Below are 20039 nucleotides of genomic sequence, written 5' to 3'. Positions count from 1 at the left end.
GAGTTAAAAATGGCAGAGCAGAATAAGAATAATAACCAGCAGGTGGATGTAAATCAGCTTTTAAAGGTACGTCGCGAGAAACTTGCTGATTTGCAGGCACAGGGAAAGGATCCTTTCCAGATTACAAAGTATGATGTTACAAATCATACAACAGAAATTAAGGATAATTTTGAACAGTTTGAATGTCAGCATGACGAGGAAGGAAAGCTCATTAAAGATGATGCTAAACTTGTTTCTATTGCAGGACGTATTATGCTTAAACGTGTTATGGGTAAGGCATCATTCTGTAATGTCCAGGATAAAACAGGAAATATTCAGGTTTATGTAGCCAGAAATGAATTAGGAGATGAACCTTTTGACGAATATAAAGCCTTTAAGAAGATGGATATCGGTGACATCGTTGGCGTAAAGGGATACGCATTTACTACTAAGACAGGTGAAAAGAGTATCCACGCAACAGAAGTTATACTTTTATCAAAGAGTCTTCAGATTCTTCCGGAAAAGCATCATGGTCTTACAAACACAGACTTAAGATATCGTCAGAGATATCTTGACCTTATTATGAATCCGGAAGTAAAGGATACATTTATTAAGAGATCAAAGATTATAAGTGAAATCAGAAAGTTCTTAGACGGACAGGGATTTATGGAAGTTGAAACACCTATGCTTGTTCACAATGCAGGTGGTGCGGCTGCCCGTCCTTTTGAGACACATTTTAATGCTTTAGATGAAGATGTTAAGCTTCGTATTTCATTGGAGCTTTACTTAAAGAGACTTATTGTAGGCGGACTTGAGAAGGTTTATGAAATTGGAAGAGTATTTCGTAATGAAGGTGTTGATACAAGACACAATCCGGAATTTACTCTTATGGAATTATATCAGGCATATACAGATTACCACAGTATGATGGATTTAACAGAAAATCTTTACAGACATCTGGCTGAAACGGTTTGTGGCAGCGCAAAGATTTCATACAATGGTATTGAGATGGATTTAAGTCAGCCGTTTGAGAGACTTACCATGGTAGATGCTGTTAAGAAGTATGCAGGTGTTGACTGGAATGAAGTTGAAACATTAGAACAGGCAAGAGAGCTTGCTAAAGAGCATCATGTGGAATTTGAGGAACGTCACAAGAAGGGTGACATCCTAAACTTATTCTTTGAGGAATATGTAGAGGAACATTTGATTCAGCCTACATTTATTATGGATCACCCAATTGAGATTTCTCCACTTACAAAGAAGAAACCGGAAAATCCTGATTATGTAGAACGTTTTGAGTTCTTTATGAACGGATGGGAATTGGCTAATGCTTATTCAGAGCTTAACGATCCAATTGACCAGAGAGAAAGATTCGCAGCACAGGAAGAGGCTTTTGCAGCAGGTGATGATGAGGCAGAACATACAGATGAGGACTTCTTAAATGCCCTTGAAATTGGTATGCCACCTACAGGCGGTATCGGCTTTGGTATCGACAGAATGGTAATGTTACTTACAGACTCTGCAGCAATTAGGGACGTGCTGTTGTTCCCAACAATGAAGCAGTTGGATAAATAAAGCTCATAAATAAAGGGTTTGCAGAGGTTTAAATTAAATTTGACATCAAATTGACATCAAATCAGAAGGTTTATACGAAGAGTTATGTATCAATATGAGATATATAACTGTCAAACAACTATATAATAGTTAATCCTAATTAGGACACTTTTTAAAAAGCAATTTTTAAAAAGTGTCTTTTTTGTTGCCATTTTGCATAGACTCAAATTTTTATTAAGGAGATTTATTATGGAAAGAAAACAAGAATTTATGCCAATTAAAGAAGTTAAGGAAAAAAGAAGAAATCTTGAAAAGAAGTTTTTAAGGTATCAGGAAGCAGAACATGTTTATAGTATTCAACATAAAAAATTGTTTGAATTGGCAAGCAAGGCTGGGGCTATTTACAGAATTGATGGATATGTATTGATTAACAGAGATATTTTTAATGAATATTTAGAGCAATTTCATGAACCAGCAAAGAAATAGGAGGTGAGCAGAATATGAGTGGAAATATTTGGATGTATTCATATGACATTGATGAACAGGATATTGACATGTTACAGAGGGATTTTATTACCTTCAAGCAAGGTGCAGAGTATTACAAGATGGGAATGAAACCTTTTATAAGAATATGTAGAGAGTCAGGTGCAGTTTATAAGATTGGCAAAATGGTAAGAGTTAACAGACATATTTTAGAACAACACATCAGAAAACTTAGATTGAAGGAGGAAAAATAATGGTTAATAGTGCAGGAACAGTAAGAGAAACGAAAGCATTGGCTAAGAAATTTGTTAGATATAAAGAAGGTGCAGAACTGTACAGTATGGGACATAGCAAGTTTGAACAATTAGCTAAAGAAGCAAAGGCAACCTATAAGGTTAATGGGATTGTGTTGGTGAATTGCGAAATCTTTGAGAAATTTTTAGAAAAATTTAGAGAATTGTAGGAGGAAGTATATGAGTAAGATAATTGCAATAGCAAACCAGAAAGGGGGTTGTGGAAAAAGCACAACCGCAGTCAACCTAGGAATAGGTTTAGTGAGAAAAGGAAAAAAAGTTTTGATAGTGGACGCAGATCCTCAAGGAAGTGCATCAATCTGTTTAGGTGTAAATGAACCAGATGAACTTGATTATACACTAGCAAATGCAATGTTGGATGTAATCAATGATGAAAAAATTGATTATAAAAAATTAATCCACCATCATTGTGAAGGGGTAGATTTTATCCCCGCAAATATTGAACTGTCAGGTTTAGAAGTATCAATGGTAAGTGTAATGAGTAGGGAAATGGTAATGAAGTGTTTGTTAGGAGAAATCACAGAACAATATGATGTCATATTAATTGATTGCATGCCAAGTTTGGGTGTTATTACCATAAATGCATTAACATGTGCCAATTCGGTCATTATACCCAGTCAGGCGGCGTATTTGCCGGTTAAGGGATTACAGCAACTTATAAAAACCATAAGCCGAGTAAAGAAACAGATCAATCCGGGTCTTACAATTGAGGGACTGTTGCTTACGATGGTCGACATGCGTTCAAATTATACAAAGGACATCATCGAGGCTTTGGGAAACACATATGGAGAGAGCATAAGAATCTTTGACAATAAGATTCCAATGTCAGTAAGAGCTGCAGAAACAAGTGCAGTGGGAAAGAGCATATACACACACGATGCAAGAAGCAAGGTTGCAAAGAGCTATGAATTATTAACAGAGGAGGTCTTGGAAAATGAGTAAATTTGGAGAGAAGATAAAATTAACAAGTTATGATGAATTACTTGGTGTGAATATTGAAAGTGAAGGAACAAAGGAATTAGACATTAACTTATTAAGAGAGTTTAAAAATCATCCGTTTAAGGTGCTGGATGATGAAAGAATGAATGAACTTGTTAGTTCAATAAGGGAAAGAGGAATACTGTCACCAATTTTGGTAAGAAAAAAGGATAACTTCTATGAAGTAATATCAGGGCACAGAAGAAAGAGAGCCGCAGAGATAATAGGATTGGAAAAAGTACCTGTAATAATAAAGGAGTTAACGGATGATGATGCCACGATAATTATGGTTGACAGTAACATTCAAAGAGAGGAAATACTACCAAGTGAAAAGGCATTTGCCTTTAAGATGAAGATGGACGCCATAAGTCATATGGGAAAAAGGGGTGACAGAAGTCGTGAGATTGTTGGCGAGGACAACGGACTTGGAGGCAGACAGGTTACCAGATATGTTAAACTAACAAACCTGATTGCTGAATTATTGGATATGGTGGATCAGAAGAAACTAACAATCACGTTAGCGGTAAAAATTGCTGATTTGTCAGAAGAAAAGCAGAAAGAAGTATTAAATTACATTAATCAGGGATACAGCATTAATGATGAGCAAATTAAGCGTATTAGAGAAATGAATAAAGAAAACAAGGAACAGATTTCTGATGTGGTTGAAAATATTAATTCGAAACCAAGGAAAAAGAAAAAAGTAATATTACCAGAGAATAAATTAGAAAAGTACTTTCCGAAAGATTATTCGAAGAAAGATATGGAAGAAATAATTTATCAGCTTCTGGAGAAATGGAAGAGTGAAGGATATGGCATTTGATTATTATTATGGAAACCAAGCCGACCAATTTAATTTCATAAAGATACCAAAGACAATGATAACAGATCCAATGTTTGAAGATTTGTCAGTCAATGCCAAACTTTTGTATGGAGTGCTACTTGACAGAATGAATCTATCAATGAAAAACAGATGGTTTGATGACGAGAACAGAGTGTACATAATATACCAGGTTGCTGAAATAATGGAAGATTTCAATTTTAGTAAGAAGACAGCGGTAAAGTACCTTAATGAACTGGTTGAATTTGGCTTAGTTGAAAAGAAACGAAGGGGATTAGGTTTACCAAGCCTGTTGTATGTAAAAAGCTTCATAATTGAAAGATATTATTCAGGAGACAAAGAAGATATTGAAACTTCACAGGATAATTGCGGAGATTCTAGAGGTGTAACATCTTACACTTTAAGAGGTGTAAGGGAGGAAACCTCCAGAGGTGTAACACCTTACACTTCAAGAAGTGTAGGAGAGGAAACTTCAAGAGGTGTAAATATTATACTTCAAGAGGTTACCGATGTTGCACCACTTAATAATAAGACTGATAGTAGTAAGACTAATATAAATAATACTAATGAGAGTTATATCACATCTAATCATATCACGCCTACTGCAGGTGATAGGATGGGAAGGGATATGATAAAACTAAAATACGAAGCATACGAAAAATTGATAAAACACAACATTGATTACGACCTCCTGATTGAGAATAACACAACTGACAGAGAACAAGTTGACAATCTGGTTGACATTATGGTTGAGGCAATAGTAAGTGACAAGGAGTATCAGATAATCAGTGGCAATAGAATTTCAACAGAAATGATAAAGTCAAGATTTTGTAAATTAGACAAGAGTCATATTGAATATGTTTTAGATTGCCTGAACCATAATAGCTCTGATGTAAGAAACATAAAAAAATATTTACTGGCAACGTTATATAATGCTCCAATGACAATGGATAGTTATTATAAAGCATTGGTTCAGCATGATATGCCGGAGTTGGCAATGAGAACAAAATTTAGAAGCGATTAAATGAAAAAAGAACCATAGTAGACTCGAAAAAGGTCAAAAAAAGACCATACTAGAGTTTTGTTTTACAGATTTGTTGTGCTATTATAGTCCTATCAACAGTTGATGTATTTACCACTGCATTGATGTTGATAAATGTTTGTTATAAATGGACTTAAATTTTGCGCAGAAGGGTTGGTACCATGATTAAAAAAATTAAATATGTGATTATAGTAATGCTGATTATCGCCAATGTGATATGTTCAAGCAGTGTTGAAGCGACAGAAATATCCAAAGTGACTAATGTAAGGACAAGAGAAGTTACCAAGACTTTTAAGAGCATCAAGAATGCCAGTCTTGCAACAACTAAGTTAAAGTATACAGCAGGTTACAAGATAAGTTGGAAAAAGCAAAAGAAAGTTGCAGGTTACAATGTTTATGTTTACTATCCAGTGACAAAAAACTGGAAGAAAATAAAAACAACAAAGAAAAATTACTTTACGTTAACAAATTGTTTTCAGGGTGAGAAGGTTAAGATAAGGATAAGGGCATACAAGAAAATTAATGGAAACAATGTGTATGGACAATTTTCAAAAGTGAAAAATGTTAAAATAAAGAAAGAACTTTATCCAAGAACAAAGTGGGGCAAAGTTAAGAAGCCTTTCACAGACAGAGTAGCATCTGAAAATGCATTTGTACTTCAAAATAAGTACAGAAAATCTGCAGGAGCAGAGAAAATTGAATGGTCAGAGAATGTATATAATGTTTGTTTGGAGAGAGCAAAGCAAATCAGCAAGAACTACAGACATGACGGATGGTATGAAACAGCAATGAAGGTTTTCTCAAAAAAATATAAGATTGATGATGAGTTTATTTGGATTGAGGAAGGAGATTCTGAATATGGCATAAATTATGTTTCTAGTGAAAACATTCTTGAAGGAGCTTTCTCATACAAGGAAGCGATGAAGCAATGGAAAAGAAGCAGTGCTCATTACAAAAATTTATTATCAAAGAGTCACGTTAAGGGAGCGATAGCATGCTATAGAGCAAGTGGAGGTTATTATTGGGTTGCATTGTTTGCAGATGCAGACATAGATAAACTTCTAGAAGAAAAATGTAAAAAATGAATAAATGACAGATAACGCCTTATTAAATCTTTAGTGATTTGATAAGGTATTTTTTTGTCTTTTTCAAGAAAGGAAAGAGGTATAAGATGTTAAATAAGATGAAGAAAATGATAGCAGGATTGTTGGCTGCAGTAATGATTACAACAAATGTTTGCCCAATGGTTTCAGTAAGTGCTGCAAGTGGAGTTGCCAGTTTGGAATCACTGGGAAAATTAGGAACAGTGAATATAGGTTCAAAGAGTGAGAGCGGAACATGGCTTCAAACTCAGGTAGATTCAAAGCCGGTTTTTTGTATGGATTTGGGAAAGGCATGTCATACGGGATATACTTACAAATCTGAATCAAAAACAATTAGTAGTGATGATGCCAACACAAAGAATAAGTTAGAAGCCAAGATTGGATATTGGTATGATCAAGTGAAAAAAGGTAGTAATAAGGCTTGGGTTTATGCACAGTGTCTTATCTGGAGTGTTGAAGAGGGATACACAAGTGAAAGTAATTTAAAAAGTGTAATTAATCAGGTTAAAAAGAATACAGGATATTATAAAGATGATATGTTATATTCGGACATTTTTGAAGTAGGGAAAAAAGTGGAATGCGATATTTATATTTGGAAATATTCAGGCTCCACGGATGACAGTGAAGTTCAAAAACTGTTGCAAATAAAATCAACTGATGAAGAATATAAATATTTAGCTACAAGTGGAAAAAGATATTATAGACAAAGAATAACACTTGAAAAAGTTGATGAAGATGGAACTACTCTTCCAAAAGTTACTTTTAGATTTACAGCTAAAAACATAAAGGAATTATATTCATATCAGTATAATGGTTGGGGAGATTCAGTGAAAGAAGATGCGGATGAGGATGCAACAAAGTTTAGTCAGGATGTAATGACAGATTCAAACGGAAAAATTGTATTTAGATTTACATATGTATTGAATTCAAAAAAATATTATTACGTTTCTGATGATGAATTATCAAAGATGAGTGTATCTGACAAAAAGCAAATGAAAGACCTATTAGATGATAAAGGATATAATTACGCATCTGATTTATCTAAGGCTGGTGCAGAAAAATTAAAAAAAGCAGACCTTGATGACCAGATGAATGATATCAGTAATAAGTATGTTATTGAGGAAGTAAATTCAGGAAGCGACAACCTATTGACTTCTTTTGTGGTAGACAAGGGAAATAATAAGATGACTGATTTAACTAATAATAAAGTGACAGTAACACTTACTAAGGCTGATTCTTGGATTAAAAACGATGATGGTGATTGGCCTGAAACTACAGAAGGAACTTATAGTAACTATAAGTTAGCATACAAGCCTGTTTTTAAGGACAAGTACAAGAAGGTAAAATTAACTGCCGTAAAGATTGACGAAGAAACAGGCAAGACTGCACAGGGTGATGCAACACTTGAAGGTGCAGTGTATGGTGTATATTCAGATGCATCCTGCACAAAGTTAATTAAGTCATATACAACAGACAAGAATTACCAGTTTGAAACAGACTACATGAGATGTGGAAAGACTTATTACCTAAAGGAAATCACACCACCAAGGGGATATCTTAAGAATGACAGGATATATGACATTGTTGCCGATGGTGCAAAGTTCACTGCAGAATACAATTCAGTTGAAAAGCAGGTTTCAGAAAAGCCAGTCAAGGGTGATGTGGCAATCATCAAGGGCATGGGTAACGGAACTGCAGGCATTGTGCCATTTGAAGAAAGTGCACAGTTTCAGATTTATCTTGCAAGTGCAGGCTCTTACGACAAGGCAAAGGCAACTGAAAGAGACATTCTTACAACAGACTTAAACGGTTATGCCAAGTCAAAACAGTTACCATATGGTACATATGTGGTTCATCAGACCGTAGGATCAGACAATACCGAAAAGTGTCCTGACTTTTATGTGAATGTAACTGAAAACGGCAAGACTTATCAGTACTTATTAAACAATCCTGAATTTACGGCATACTTAAAAATCGTGAAGAAGGATTCAAAGACACATCAGACAGTCTTAAAGAAAGGTACAACATATCAGATTTACAAGGTAGACAAGGAAGGAAATGAAACTCTTGTAACACAGAAGTACAGTAATGGAAACGCAATTGTTGTTGTGGACAGATTTGTAACTGATGATACAGGAGAAATCATTACCTATGAGAAGCTTAAGGCAGGAACATACAAGGTATACGAAATCGAGGGACCGGAAGGATACAAGGTAAACAAGAGTCCTGTAATAGTTGAAATAAACAGCAATTCATACAAGACAATGAAGGATGAACTTGGAAATGAATACCTTTATGCAGAGTGCGAGTATTACAATGACGTGACTTATGGAAAGTTTACATTGGATAAAATGGGACCGGAGTTATGTGGCAGAAATGATGAAAGTGGTGCTGAAGCAAATAAAACAAACGATAATACATCAGGCAAGACTGACGCAGTTTCAAACAAGGTGACAGGAACATTAAATAGCACTGATAAAGCAACAGGGGTTAATGTAAATCCATTTGATTATGATGATGTAAAGCTTAACGGTGTTGTGTTTGAGCTTACTGCAAAAGAGGACATCTTGTCACAGGACAATCAGGGAACAGTGTTGTTCAATAAGGATTCAGTTGTGGCAACAATTACAACAGGTGAAAAGGCTGAGTTTACAAATGACTGTAATGGCATTTGCAAATATAACTTAAAAGAAGACGGCACAATGACATTAAATATTCCACTTGGTGAATACACACTAAAGGAAGTGAAGACAAAGTACGGTTATGTTCTTCCAAAACAGGCATCATGGGACTTAAGCTTTAAGTGGAATAACAAGGATGATGAATATGTACTTGATGTTTCTGAAAATTCCAAGGAAGGAAAACTTGATGTTTACAATGACCTTGTAAAGACATACATTACACTTGAAAAGCAGGATTCAAGAACAGGAGAACCCATTGCAGGTGCAGTGTTTGGATTCTATTCAAGAGACAACATTTATGACCGAAAGGGAAACGTGATTGTAAAGGCTGGTGAAAAAATTGCCACAGTCACAACAGATGAAAATGGTGTGGCAAAGATACCGTTTAATGTGCCGGTAATGGATGAAGGATACGGCAAGGTTGATGAGCAGGGAAAACTTATTAATGAGGCATTAAATTCAGGTAATTACTATTTTCTAGAGGAAAGTGTAAGTGACAGCTATTACATTGACAGGGAAATGCATGAGGTTCACCTTGAATACAAGAATCAGGAAACAGCCATGGTTTCAGCAAGGGTAATGGTTAAGGAAGACCAGACTGAAACAGTAATCAGCAAGAGAATGATTGCATCATCAGTGGAAATCAAGGACTGTCATTTAAAGATAAGTGATGAAAATGGTAATGAAATCATAAGCTGGATTTCAGGTGACATTTCATCAGTTAAGTTAAATGAAAATCTTAAGAAAATGGGATATTCCAACGTTCATGTCGAAAAAGACAACGATTATGCATTAAGAATATACGGACTTTTAAAGAACAGGGAATACACATTAACTGAAACAAGATCTGCAGATGGATTTGTAACTGCAGATGCCATTACATTCAAGCTTGTTGAAAGTGGTAGCAGTAATTGTAGGACAAAGGTTTATGTTAAGAGTGGAGACAGCTTCAAGGAAAATATTGATAATCAGGTGGTAATGTATGATGACACAACAAAGGTTGAATTTTCAAAGAAGGACATTACAAACGGAAGGGAACTTTCAGGATGTCACATGCAGGTAACTGATAAGGAAACAGGAGTTGTAATGGATGAATGGGTTTCAACGGAAGAAAGCCACGTGATTGAAGGAAAGTATGCTGTAGGCAAGACATATGTTTTAACTGAAAAACAGCCAAGAGACGGTTATGCAACTGCAGCAAGCGTTGAGTTTACAGTGGCAGATGATGGAAATGTTCAGAAGGTAAGTATGATGGATGACACAATAAAGGTTCAGTTTAACAAGACTGCATCAGACACAAAAAAGCAGCTTAGTGGTGCTAAGTACAAGGTGTATGACAGCAAGGGCAGAAAGGTTTATGAATTTACAACCGGCAAGAATGATGAACTCATTGAAGGAATTCTTAAGGCTGGAGAAACATATACCTTTAAGGAAGTAAGCTCACCAAAGCATTACAGGGTTGCAAAGGATAAGAAAATCAGGATAAGGGACACAGGAAAACTTCAGAAACTTACAGTGGTTGATGAAAGAATACCGGAAGTACCTGACACACCACAGACAGGAATAAAGGGAAAGACTGCAGGAATGATGATTTCACTTATCTCATTATTAATGGCACTTGGATGTTTTGCATGCGTGAGAGCAAAGGATAAATCAAAATACAATTTTAAACAGGAGAAGAAGGAAAATGAAGAGAATGATTAAAATAACTCTGATACTTCTTTTAGTAGGGATGGCTGTGGTTGCAGCTGTTCCTTTTTTAAAGGAAAAAGAAGCGGAGAAGAAAAGCGAAAAGGAATTTGAGAATATACAGGAAAGTGTTACTGAGAAAAAAGACAAAACAATGAATGTGACAAAACTAAAGGGAGAAAATGAGGACTGCATTGGATATTTGGAAGTGCCAGGAACAACCATTAGTTATCCTGTAATGCAGACGAAGGATAATCCGGACTATTACTTAAACCATGATTTTAATAAGAATTACAGTTTTTATGGAACACCATACTTAAGTGCTTATTGTAACTTAAAAAAGTCTGACAATCTAATTATTTATGGTCATAACATAAACGGTGGAAAAATGTTTGGAGCACTGGAACAGTATAAGAATAAGGATTTTTTTGATAGACACAGAAAGATATTTTTTACAACAGACAGAAGAAGAAAATATGAAGTGTTTGTCGTTATGAGTGTGAACATAAGGGATTTTGAATATTGGAAGTTTATAATGGCAAGGGATGAGAAGTACTATGACAAATTTGTGGAGAAAGTGTTGGAGCATAGCTTGTGGAGTGCCGAAAAAAAGCCTAAGTATGGAGAGCAGATGCTGATGTTGTCTACCTGCGATAATGGAAAAGGAGATGACTGGAGAATTGTGGTGGCCGGGAAGGAAATATGATATAATGAATCGTAATGTTAAGTAAAATACAAATCGGAAGCTGAGGAGATATACTATTGAGAACATATGAGAATAAAGATGAACTTAAAAACAAGATAAATAAAAGCTTTGCAAAATATATTTCAGAATTTAATGATATTCCAGAGTATTTAAAAGATAAGAGAATTGATGAGATCGATCGAACTCCGGCAGAAAATCTTGCTTATCAGGTTGGCTGGACAACTCTTGTTATTAAATGGGAATCAGACGAAAGAAAGGGTATTCCTGTCAAAACTCCTTCGGATAATTTTAAGTGGAATCAGCTTGGCGAATTATACCAATGGTTCACAGATACATATGCTCAGTTGTCACTGCAAGAATTGAAAGACAGATTGAATGAGAATATCAACTCTATTTATGCAATGATTGATTCTCTGAGTGATGAAGAATTATTTAAACCACATATGAGAAAATGGGCTGATGAAGCAACTAAAACAGCTGTCTGGGAAGTATACAAATTCATACATGTTAATACAGTTGCTCCGTTCAGAACCTTTAGAACCAAGATTAGAAAATGGAAAAAGATTGCACTATAACTTCAAGTTTTGATTTGACTTAATTCATAACATTTATTAACTGTTATATCTTATCCTCGTGAAGTCCGCAACCCCTTGAAAATGCTAAATTTGTAGCAAGTGAGGTTGCCCTTATGCTTTCCCTTGTGTTATATCCTTTTCCCTCATGTTACGAATGCTCGCAAGGGCAAAATTAAGGGAAAGAAAATCCAGTAACAAATTATAACATGAAATGAAAATGGCAGGAAGAACGGATTGAAATGCTTTCAAAATTTTTAGGTAATCAAGGAAAGGACAGATAAGATATGAGATTGATATATGCAGATTATAACCCGTATACGAACAGCATTGATGTAAACACATTTGAGAATTACATATTGCGGATTGCTGCTTTTTGTGGGCTGTCTTTTCTTCTTGCCATAAAAATAACCTCCAAACTGAGTAATTTTATCTTACATCAGTTTGGAGGTTTACACAAACTTTGGGATGCTCCCACAAGTGTTTGCTGTTTACACTTCGGACAGTAGAGTGGAAAGTTCTTTAATTCGGTATCTTCTTGCATTATCGTTCGGGTTTTATTTCCACAGATAGGACATAGAACCCATTTTATAGTTTCCATATTTTTCTCAATCCTTACTTCTAAATATTATCCTACTTAAAATTTATCGCAACGGTTTTTAAGTTTTTGCTTCTTGATTACTTAACGGCGGAAAAAGAATGTTTTCACATAGGGCTGTTGTTTACATGTCATTTTTTTGTTTTTTTAATTCTATACCCACCAGTACAACAGATAGCATAAACGCTGAAAAATCAGCAACAGGTCCCGCAAGCAATACTCCCATAATTCCGAAACGAAGCGGGAGCAGCAGGGTAAGCGGAATCAACACAAAGGTCTGCCTTGTTAATGCCAACAGAGCACCTTTTAACGATTTTCCTATTGCGGTAAAAAAACTGGAAGAAAGCAACTGCACACCATTTACCAACACCATGAAAAGATAGGTACGCATGAACAAAACAGCAAATTCAAAATACAGCTCGTCCCCATCTCCGAATAGCGAAATGATAGATTGCGGGAAAAATTGAAATGCGATGAAAGCAATTGTGGAAACAACAAGGTTCCATTTTACCGCAAGCAGGTAAGCCTCCCGTACACGATGGTATTGCCCTGCCCCATAGTTGAAGCCGATAATCGGCTGTGTTCCCTGCGAGATTCCTACAACAATCGCAAGGATTATGGCATTTGTTTTCATAACGATTCCGCAAGCAGCTAAGGGAATATCTGTTCCATATTTTGTTAATGCGCCGTAATAAGTCAACGAATTGTACTGAATGATTTGAATCACGGTAACTGCAATCTGGTTTGAGCTGCTGCTGATTCCCATGCTGCAAATTTTCATGCTTTCTTTGATGTCCAATAAAAACGACTCTTTTTCAAAATGGATTGTTTGGAAACGCCATAGATAACGGAGTGCGAGTATGAAGGAAAAAATTTGCCCAATAACTGTTGCCCAAGCTGCGCCGGCAATTCCCCAATCGCAAACAAAAATAAAAATGGGGTCAAGAATGGTATTGATAATAGCTCCCACAACCATGCAGACCATTGAATACTTTGGTTTTCCATCTGCTCGAATCAAATTGCTCATACCATTCGTTACAATGAGAAACGGCATTCCAATCAATGTTATGCTGGCATACTGCTTTGCATATGGAAATACATCTGTCGTTGCCCCAAATGCCTTTAGGAGCAAAGACAGAAAAGTTTCTCCAACCAGCAAATAAATAATTCCGAAAATTCCCATCAGAACAATACCATTTCCCGCTGCTTTGGCGGCAGCTTTCGGCTCTTTGCGTCCAAGACAGAGGGAAACACGGGAAGCACTGCCAATTCCGACCAGTAGTGCAATGGCAAGGCAGATGGTAGAAAACGGGTAGGCAACATTGGTTGCTGCATTTCCCAAATAACCGACCCCTTGACCAATAAAAATCTGATCCACAATATTGTAGATTGAGCCGATAAGAGATGCCACAATACTGGGAACAGCAAAATTTTTCAACAGCTTTGAAATTTTTTCATAGCCCAGAGGATTTTCAGTCATTGAACTCCTCCCCCTTTCTCTCTATATGGAGTTCCGATGTGATATTTCTGCCCGCCTGTATTAAGAAATCCATAAAAAGGTTCTGCTCGGATTCGCTCATACCCTGCAATAAAAGAGCTTCTGTCTTTTCGCATATCATCTGTATCTCGTCAATAATAGACAATGCTCTTTCTGTAGGATACAATTTACATGTCCGCTTATCCTTATCATTGGGAGAACGTGTAATCATTCCCTGCTTTTCCAATGTCGCAACCGTCCGTACAATATTGCTCGGATGAACATAGAACATATTCAACAAAGAATCTTGTAGAATACCGGGCGAACGACAGATTTTGATTAAGAACATATATTGACTGTTGTTGATTCCATAGGGGGCAAGTTGCTTGTCCAAATAGATTTTGTAAAATCGGTCTGTTACGGAAAGCCATTTTAATAGTTTCATAGATATATTCCTCCTAACCACCAGTATCATAACGCAATATGCGTGCGCACGCAACTACTTTTAACATTATATCTGCCGCTTTGTCCTCATAAACACAAATCAATTCTACATCTATAATCTCTACTGCTCTGCTACGAATATTATTCATTTTCCCGACCCATTCAAGCTGATTTTCTGCCTTTAGCTGTTCTGTTACTGTAACTCAGGACATGGAAGAAAAAATACTTTCCATGTATGCCAAAGGAATGACCACCGGAGACATTGAATCTCACATGCGTGAAATGTATGATATTGATATTTCTGACAGCACAATCAGCAGAATCACAGACAAAATCCTGCCGATTGTAAAGGAATGGCAGGAACGCCCTCTGGATGAAGTGTATGCCGTTGTATTTATGGATGCCATCCACTATCATGTCCGCAGCGAAGGACGTATTGTAAAACGCGCAGTCTACATCGCCCTTGGTATCGACATGAATGGAAAAAAGGACGTCCTTGGCATGTATGTTGGAGAAAACGAAAGCGCCAAGTTCTGGCTCTCCATCATGAATGGACTAAAGAACCGCGGAGTTGAAGATATCCTGATAGCATGTGTGGATGGACTAAACGGATTTCCACAGGCAATTGAAGCTGTTTATCCAAAAACAGAAATCCAGCAGTGCATTATTCATCAAATCCGTAATTCAACGAAGTTTGTTTCCTACAAAGACATCAAAAAGCTGATGGCTGATCTGAAGCTTGTATATGCGGCTCCAACGGAAGAAACAGCTTTAAATGAGTTAGAATTGTTCAAAGATAAATGGGATTCCAAGTACCCGAAAATCTATAAATCCTGGCATGATAACTGGGCGACCCTGTCCACATATTTTAAATATCCGGAGGCAGTAAGACGTCTAATTTACACCACAAATGCCATTGAAGGATTCAATCGTCAGCTCCGGAAAGTGACCAAAAGCAAGACCGTTTTTCCGTCAGATGACAGCCTTTTGAAAATGCTGTATCTGGCAACCCTGGATATCACGAAAAAATGGACCGGGCACAGGCAGGACTGGGGGCAAATCCACTCCCAGCTTGAAATCTATTTTGAAGAGCGTCTGATTGGACGCAACCTGTAAAACCAGCTTGTTTTGGGCAGGTTTTATTGACATGCCCAAAAACTCCTGTATAATGCAGATATGGGCAGAATCCGGAAAATCGGCTCTGCCCATTTGTAACTATTCACAAATCTTATATCAGTTTTAAACGTTTACACAAAACTTGAAACGGTCTCGATATGGATATGAAAAAGTATTTCAAAGAAATCGCAATCTTAATTGCACAACTACTCATGTTTTATGTATTTCCATTAACGGCAGGACCTACTGATGCTATGGGAATGGTGTTTTTAATTATAGTTGCAACCTTCGTACTTGCGATAATTATGGGCAGTGTATCAAAGAAAAAAGCCAAGTATGTGTATCCGCTTTTGGTTTCTGTTCTTTTTATTCCTTCCGTTTTCATCTATTATAATGATTCTGCACTCATACACTCCATTTGGTATTTGGTAATTTCTTCCGTAGGATTGTTGATAGGTGCTTTGATGCAGTATTTCTTTAGTAGAAAGTGAAACAAATCCCAGTTTGTCGTGTTGAAAAAATTAAAAATACAATGTAAACATAACCTCGGGACTTCAAGTCCCGAGGTTTTACTTTTCCACAAAAAGACCATACTAGACTCAAAAAAACTGTAAAAAAGACCATCCTAGTTTTTTACAAAATTTTAACTTACCTGTAGAATATAGTTATGAAGTTTGAGAGAGCAAATGCTTTTACAATAGCTTCAAATAATAATTAAAAAACGCCTTATTGAATTATGGAGACAGTATGTCTTCCGTAATTTAGTAGGGCGTTTTTTTGTTTGTAAAAAGTTAGGAGGTGCAGTTGTGGAAAATAGTGCGAATGGTCCGCCAGATTAAAGGTAGTGACAATGTGTAGGTGCAAATTAAGTTTATTTATAACAAATAAAGTATTAAGAAAATTATGGAGGAAAATCAATGTTAAATTACGAAGAATTCAAAGAAAAAGTTAAAGATGAAATTACAGATCATATGAGTTCAAAATATAAGGATTGCATAGTGGATATTAGAGAAACAAAAAAGACAAACAGAGCAGTGGAGGGACTTATGTTGCGTGAAATTCCAGGACTTAGTAATGCATCCCCTACAATTTATGTTAATGACCTATTCGAAGAATATAAAAAAAATGGTGACTTTGAGACAGTGATTGATAGAGCTGGAGAAACAATGGAAACAGCAATCAATAGTTTTGACAAGGATCTTGCAAAAGATGCAATAAACACATCAAAGATGATGGAAAATGTATTCTTTACTCTTATCAATGCAGAGCAGAATAGAGAATTATTAGAGACTGTGCCACATCGTGAGTTTGAAGATTTGGCAATAGTATACAGATGGAATATTGGAGCAGGTTCTGATGGTGTTTATACAAATCTAATAAACAATGAATTGGCTGAAAAAGAAGGTGTTACAGAAGAAGAATTGTTTAAGGCTGCAAATGAAAATACAAAAAATCTCTTTCCTGTAACTGTTAAGAATATGAATGAAGTCATTGCGGAAATTATATTTGATGTAGGAGAACTTGATGCAGAAATGAGTAAAGAATTTGAAGAAGTTGTTAATGATGTTCCGGATGAACGTTCAATGTATGTTATATCAAACGCATCAAAATTGTTTGGGGCAGCATCAATGTTGTATGAGGAACCACTTCATAAACTATCTGAAAAACTTGGTTCAGACCTTTACATTTTACCGTCTAGCACACATGAAGTTATTGCTATTTCTTCAAACTTTGGAGAACCGGAGGAACTTGCAGAAATGGTTTATGAAATCAATATGGAGCAGGTTGATATTAATGATAGGCTTTCAAATCAGGTTTATCACTATGACAAGGACTTAAGGACATTAAGACTTGCAACAGACACAATGAACAAGAGTCTTGATGATGTGGATCTTGGTGTAAGAGAAAACACAGAAAGAGGTGGAAGATAGTCATAGTGGATTATGAGAAAAAATTGAAGGAGGTTATAAAAATTAAAATTTCAAATTTAAATCAGGATGAAAAGTTTGTCATTAAAGTTGAGGTGGTAACGGATGGAAAAGATAAAGCAGGTATCAATTAGACTTGTTAAAGAACGACCTCTGTTATCAGAAGAACAACTTATTTCTCCTGAAAAGGTAGCAATGGTAGTTGGAGACTACATAAGGGACTTAGATAGGGAAGCATTGTGTGTAATCAATTTTAACAGCAAGCTTCAACCTATTAACTTTAATCTTGTAAGCATTGGAGCTGTAGATACTACCATTGCCACACCAAGAGAAATACTTAAGTCAGCAATATTATCTAATGCAGCAAATATGATGGTTCTGCATAATCATCCTTCCAATATATTGGAGCCTTCAAAGGAAGATATTAGGACAACATCAAAGCTTGTTGAGATTTGCAATCTTGTAGGAATACCTCTTCTGGACCACATTATTGTTGGTCCGGAGAAAGGGAGGTATTTCAGCTTAAGAAATAAGAAGCTAGTTAATTTTAGTAAAAGCAAAGTATATTCAGATAAGCTAGAATTTTTAAACTTCAAGACAGACAAAGACATAAGGATAGCAGAGGAAGTAAAGACTAGATAAATATAGAGGTTTTAGGATTCTTCCTAACAAGAATGCATTTGTATATACAAATGCGTATCTTGCATTAGACATACCCCACTTATCGGAAATCGAAAAAAGTGAACTATAAGAAAAATTTGAGAAAGAGAGAAGGTGAAATTTGTGAGCAAACAAAGTAGAGATATTTCAAGGCTGATTAGATTTAGCAACAGAGAATACAACTTGATTATGGAGAGAGCTATAGATAACAATATGAAGTTTTCTACATATATGAGATTTATGGCACTTAGTAGGGATGCAACAGATCCTAAACTTAGAAAGTTGATTATGAAATTGATTAATGAAGTCAATTTCATTGGTCACAACATTAATCAGATAGTTAGAAATAACAATAGTGGCTTGTACTTGGAGTCTGACAAAACAAGACTTATGGAGTATATGAGAACAATTAATATGAAATTAGGAGAAGTGATGAATAAATATGGCTATAAGTAGGATTCTTCACATAAATAGCCATGAGCATTCGAGCAGCTCACATTTGCAAGTGGCTATTAACTATATCCTAAAAGATGAAAAGACCATGAATGGTTTACTTACCGGAAGTGTTAATTGCATAAAAGAAGAAGCATATGAAAATATGAAAGCTACAAAAAAACTTTTTGGAAAAACAGATAAGAGACAGGGATATCATCTCATAATTTCGTTTGAAGAAAATGAATGTGATGAGAATACAGCCATGAAGGTTATTCAGGAATTTGTAAACGAGTATCTGGAAAGTGATTATGAAGCAGTGTATGCAGTGCATAACAATACAATTCATATTCATGGTCATATTATCTGGAATAGTGTCAGATTTACAGACGGATATAAATATCACTACAAAAAGGGTGATTGGGAAAGAGACATTCAATCCAGAGTAGATAGAATTTGTGAAAAATATGGGCTAAATAAACTGGAAGTGCAAAAAGACAAAGAAGAAATAAAAAACAACAAGGAATGGGATCAGCTAAAAGATGGACCGTTTGTATGGAATGAACAAATAAAGAAGGACATTGATGCAAATATTATAAGAGCTTATGATTTTGAATCATTCATAGTAGGACTGGAAAATCAAGGATATCAGATAAAGTATGGAAAGTATTTAGCCATAAAGCCCCCTGAAATGAAAAAATTCAGAAGACTGAAAACACTAGGAGAGGGATATAGTGAAGAAGAAATAAAAGTTCGTATTACAAAGGAAGACCTTAAGTCATATAGACGTTCAGAGATTATCGGGGCTCCACGTATCAATAGTTTTAAGTCCGGTAAAATCAGGAAACGCAAACTGACAGGTCTGCAAAAAGAGTATTTTAAAATGATGTATCAATTAGGAAAAATTAAGAAAAGACCTTACTCTCAGGCATGGAAATATAAAAGAGATGTAAAGAGATTTGAATACTTGCAAAGACAATATTTGTATCTATCTCATTATGACATTAATAAAGCAGAAGAAATACCAAAGGTGCAATCAGAAATAAGAAACAAGATAGGTGTCCTTAATAAGGCGAAAGATGTCATAACTGAAGAAATGGAAAAACATTTCGAAGTATTTAATGCAGTAGATGTTATAGAGAATGAAAAGAATGCCTATATGTTTTATAAAACAGGAGATGAAACATTTAGGAAATCAGCTAAGGTTGTCGAAGCAGCAAAACAAGTATTAAAGGAAAACAACATATCTTTCAAAGAAGCGAAGAAACTTAAGGAACATTACGAAAAGTTAATGAATGAGAATAAATCTCAAATAAAAAAATTGAGATTAGAAATTAGTACAGGTTACAGAATATTGAAAGAAATTAAAGAAAAGGAATTACAAAGAGAGTATGTAGAAAATAAGGGACGTGACATAGATAAAAAGCAGGTGAAAAGGAGATGAT

Annotated in this window: 20 protein-coding genes and 2 pseudogenes; 18 read left to right on the top strand and 4 right to left on the bottom strand. The window is 35.6% G+C overall.

The features are described from left to right. The first annotated feature begins 9 nt into the window (after window positions 1–9). The 11 genes from lysS to H8S00_RS01510 all read left to right on the top strand — a co-directional run bounded on the left by lysS (window position 10) and on the right by H8S00_RS01510 (window position 11942). Entirely contained in the window at window positions 10–1554 is a 1545-nt protein-coding gene (lysS, locus tag H8S00_RS01560) for a lysine--tRNA ligase (protein WP_186839842.1), read from the top strand. Between the two features lie 228 nt (window positions 1555–1782). Then, window positions 1783–2019 carry a DUF6462 family protein gene (locus H8S00_RS01555; protein ID WP_118030580.1) on the top strand — a complete coding sequence of 79 codons (237 nt, stop codon included), beginning with the start codon at window positions 1783–1785 and terminating at the stop codon, window positions 2017–2019. 14 nt (window positions 2020–2033) lie between these two features. Then, window positions 2034–2270: a DUF6462 family protein gene (locus tag H8S00_RS01550; RefSeq protein ID WP_118030579.1), complete on the top strand. Its 237-nt coding sequence runs from the start codon at window positions 2034–2036 to the stop codon at window positions 2268–2270. Further along, window positions 2270–2479, top strand: a complete 210-nt coding sequence (locus tag H8S00_RS01545; RefSeq protein ID WP_118030578.1) for a DUF6462 family protein — start codon at window positions 2270–2272, stop codon at window positions 2477–2479. The genes H8S00_RS01550 and H8S00_RS01545 overlap by 1 nt, the downstream gene beginning before the upstream one ends. Before the next feature lie 10 nt (window positions 2480–2489). Beyond that, the gene (locus H8S00_RS01540) at window positions 2490–3272 is read left to right on the top strand and encodes a ParA family protein (RefSeq protein WP_118030577.1); all 783 of its coding nucleotides are present in this window, start codon (window positions 2490–2492) and stop codon (window positions 3270–3272) included. Then, window positions 3265–4128 carry a ParB/RepB/Spo0J family partition protein gene (locus H8S00_RS01535; RefSeq protein ID WP_186839841.1) on the top strand — a complete coding sequence of 288 codons (864 nt, stop codon included), beginning with the start codon at window positions 3265–3267 and terminating at the stop codon, window positions 4126–4128. Before H8S00_RS01540 ends, H8S00_RS01535 begins: the two co-directional genes overlap by 8 nt. Further along, complete coding sequence (locus tag H8S00_RS01530) at window positions 4118–5170, top strand: DUF6017 domain-containing protein (RefSeq protein ID WP_243169540.1); 1053 nt, start codon at window positions 4118–4120, stop codon at window positions 5168–5170. The genes H8S00_RS01535 and H8S00_RS01530 overlap by 11 nt, the downstream gene beginning before the upstream one ends. Window positions 5171–5349: 179 nt before the next feature. Continuing rightward, window positions 5350–6273, top strand: a complete 924-nt coding sequence (locus H8S00_RS01525) for a CAP domain-containing protein (protein WP_186839839.1) — start codon at window positions 5350–5352, stop codon at window positions 6271–6273. Between the two features lie 86 nt (window positions 6274–6359). After that, on the top strand, window positions 6360–10676 hold the full coding sequence (locus tag H8S00_RS01520; protein ID WP_186839838.1) for a SpaA isopeptide-forming pilin-related protein: 4317 nt from the start codon (window positions 6360–6362) through the stop codon (window positions 10674–10676). After that, the gene (locus tag H8S00_RS01515) at window positions 10660–11367 is read left to right on the top strand and encodes a class B sortase (protein ID WP_186839837.1); all 708 of its coding nucleotides are present in this window, start codon (window positions 10660–10662) and stop codon (window positions 11365–11367) included. The genes H8S00_RS01520 and H8S00_RS01515 overlap by 17 nt, the downstream gene beginning before the upstream one ends. A 56-nt stretch (window positions 11368–11423) precedes the next feature. Beyond that, a complete protein-coding gene (locus H8S00_RS01510; RefSeq protein ID WP_186839836.1) occupies window positions 11424–11942 on the top strand; it encodes a ClbS/DfsB family four-helix bundle protein in 519 nt (172 codons plus the stop codon). 436 nt (window positions 11943–12378) lie between these two features. Here H8S00_RS01510 and H8S00_RS01505 read toward each other — a convergent pair whose 3' ends face one another. From H8S00_RS01505 to H8S00_RS13745, 4 genes and pseudogenes are all read right to left on the bottom strand, one after another. Further along, window positions 12379–12540 carry a cysteine-rich KTR domain-containing protein gene (locus tag H8S00_RS01505; RefSeq protein ID WP_118084630.1) on the bottom strand — a complete coding sequence of 54 codons (162 nt, stop codon included), beginning with the start codon at window positions 12538–12540 and terminating at the stop codon, window positions 12379–12381. A 121-nt stretch (window positions 12541–12661) separates the two neighbouring features. Further along, a complete protein-coding gene (locus tag H8S00_RS01500) occupies window positions 12662–14017 on the bottom strand; it encodes an MATE family efflux transporter (RefSeq protein WP_118084629.1) in 1356 nt (451 codons plus the stop codon). Next, the gene (locus tag H8S00_RS01495) at window positions 14010–14459 is read right to left on the bottom strand and encodes a MarR family winged helix-turn-helix transcriptional regulator (protein WP_055238552.1); all 450 of its coding nucleotides are present in this window, start codon (window positions 14457–14459) and stop codon (window positions 14010–14012) included. Before H8S00_RS01495 ends, H8S00_RS01500 begins: the two co-directional genes overlap by 8 nt. A gap of 91 nt (window positions 14460–14550) precedes the next feature. Further along, window positions 14551–14655: pseudogene (locus tag H8S00_RS13745) on the bottom strand (TnpV protein); the annotation flags it as partial. Here H8S00_RS13745 and H8S00_RS01485 point away from each other — a divergent pair. The 7 genes and pseudogenes from H8S00_RS01485 to H8S00_RS01460 form a co-directional block, all read left to right on the top strand. After that, window positions 14654–15574, top strand: a pseudogene (locus tag H8S00_RS01485) (IS256 family transposase); the annotation flags it as partial. The pseudogenes H8S00_RS13745 and H8S00_RS01485 overlap by 2 nt on opposite strands. Window positions 15575–15732: 158 nt before the next feature. Further along, a complete protein-coding gene (locus H8S00_RS01480; protein WP_172463625.1) occupies window positions 15733–16065 on the top strand; it encodes a hypothetical protein in 333 nt (110 codons plus the stop codon). 426 nt (window positions 16066–16491) lie between these two features. Further along, window positions 16492–17505, top strand: a complete 1014-nt coding sequence (locus H8S00_RS01475; RefSeq protein WP_186839835.1) for a DUF5688 family protein — start codon at window positions 16492–16494, stop codon at window positions 17503–17505. Window positions 17506–17510: 5 nt separating this feature from the next. Next, a complete protein-coding gene (locus tag H8S00_RS13915; RefSeq protein WP_279287333.1) occupies window positions 17511–17636 on the top strand; it encodes a hypothetical protein in 126 nt (41 codons plus the stop codon). Further along, window positions 17608–18144 (top strand): JAB domain-containing protein, encoded by a 537-nt coding sequence (locus H8S00_RS01470; protein WP_186839834.1) that lies wholly within the window; start codon window positions 17608–17610, stop codon window positions 18142–18144. Before H8S00_RS13915 ends, H8S00_RS01470 begins: the two co-directional genes overlap by 29 nt. A 141-nt stretch (window positions 18145–18285) precedes the next feature. Then, window positions 18286–18618 (top strand): plasmid mobilization protein, encoded by a 333-nt coding sequence (locus H8S00_RS01465; RefSeq protein WP_186839833.1) that lies wholly within the window; start codon window positions 18286–18288, stop codon window positions 18616–18618. Then, entirely contained in the window at window positions 18605–20038 is a 1434-nt protein-coding gene (locus H8S00_RS01460) for a relaxase/mobilization nuclease domain-containing protein (RefSeq protein ID WP_186839832.1), read from the top strand. The genes H8S00_RS01465 and H8S00_RS01460 overlap by 14 nt, the downstream gene beginning before the upstream one ends. Window position 20039: the final 1 nt, after the last annotated feature.

It is taken from the genome of Eubacterium segne (genome assembly GCF_014287775.1).
Lineage (GTDB): Bacteria > Bacillota > Clostridia > Lachnospirales > Lachnospiraceae > Eubacterium_G > Eubacterium_G segne.
Note: the sequence above shows the minus strand (reverse complement) of the source record. Positions and strands in the feature narration are given on the sequence as shown.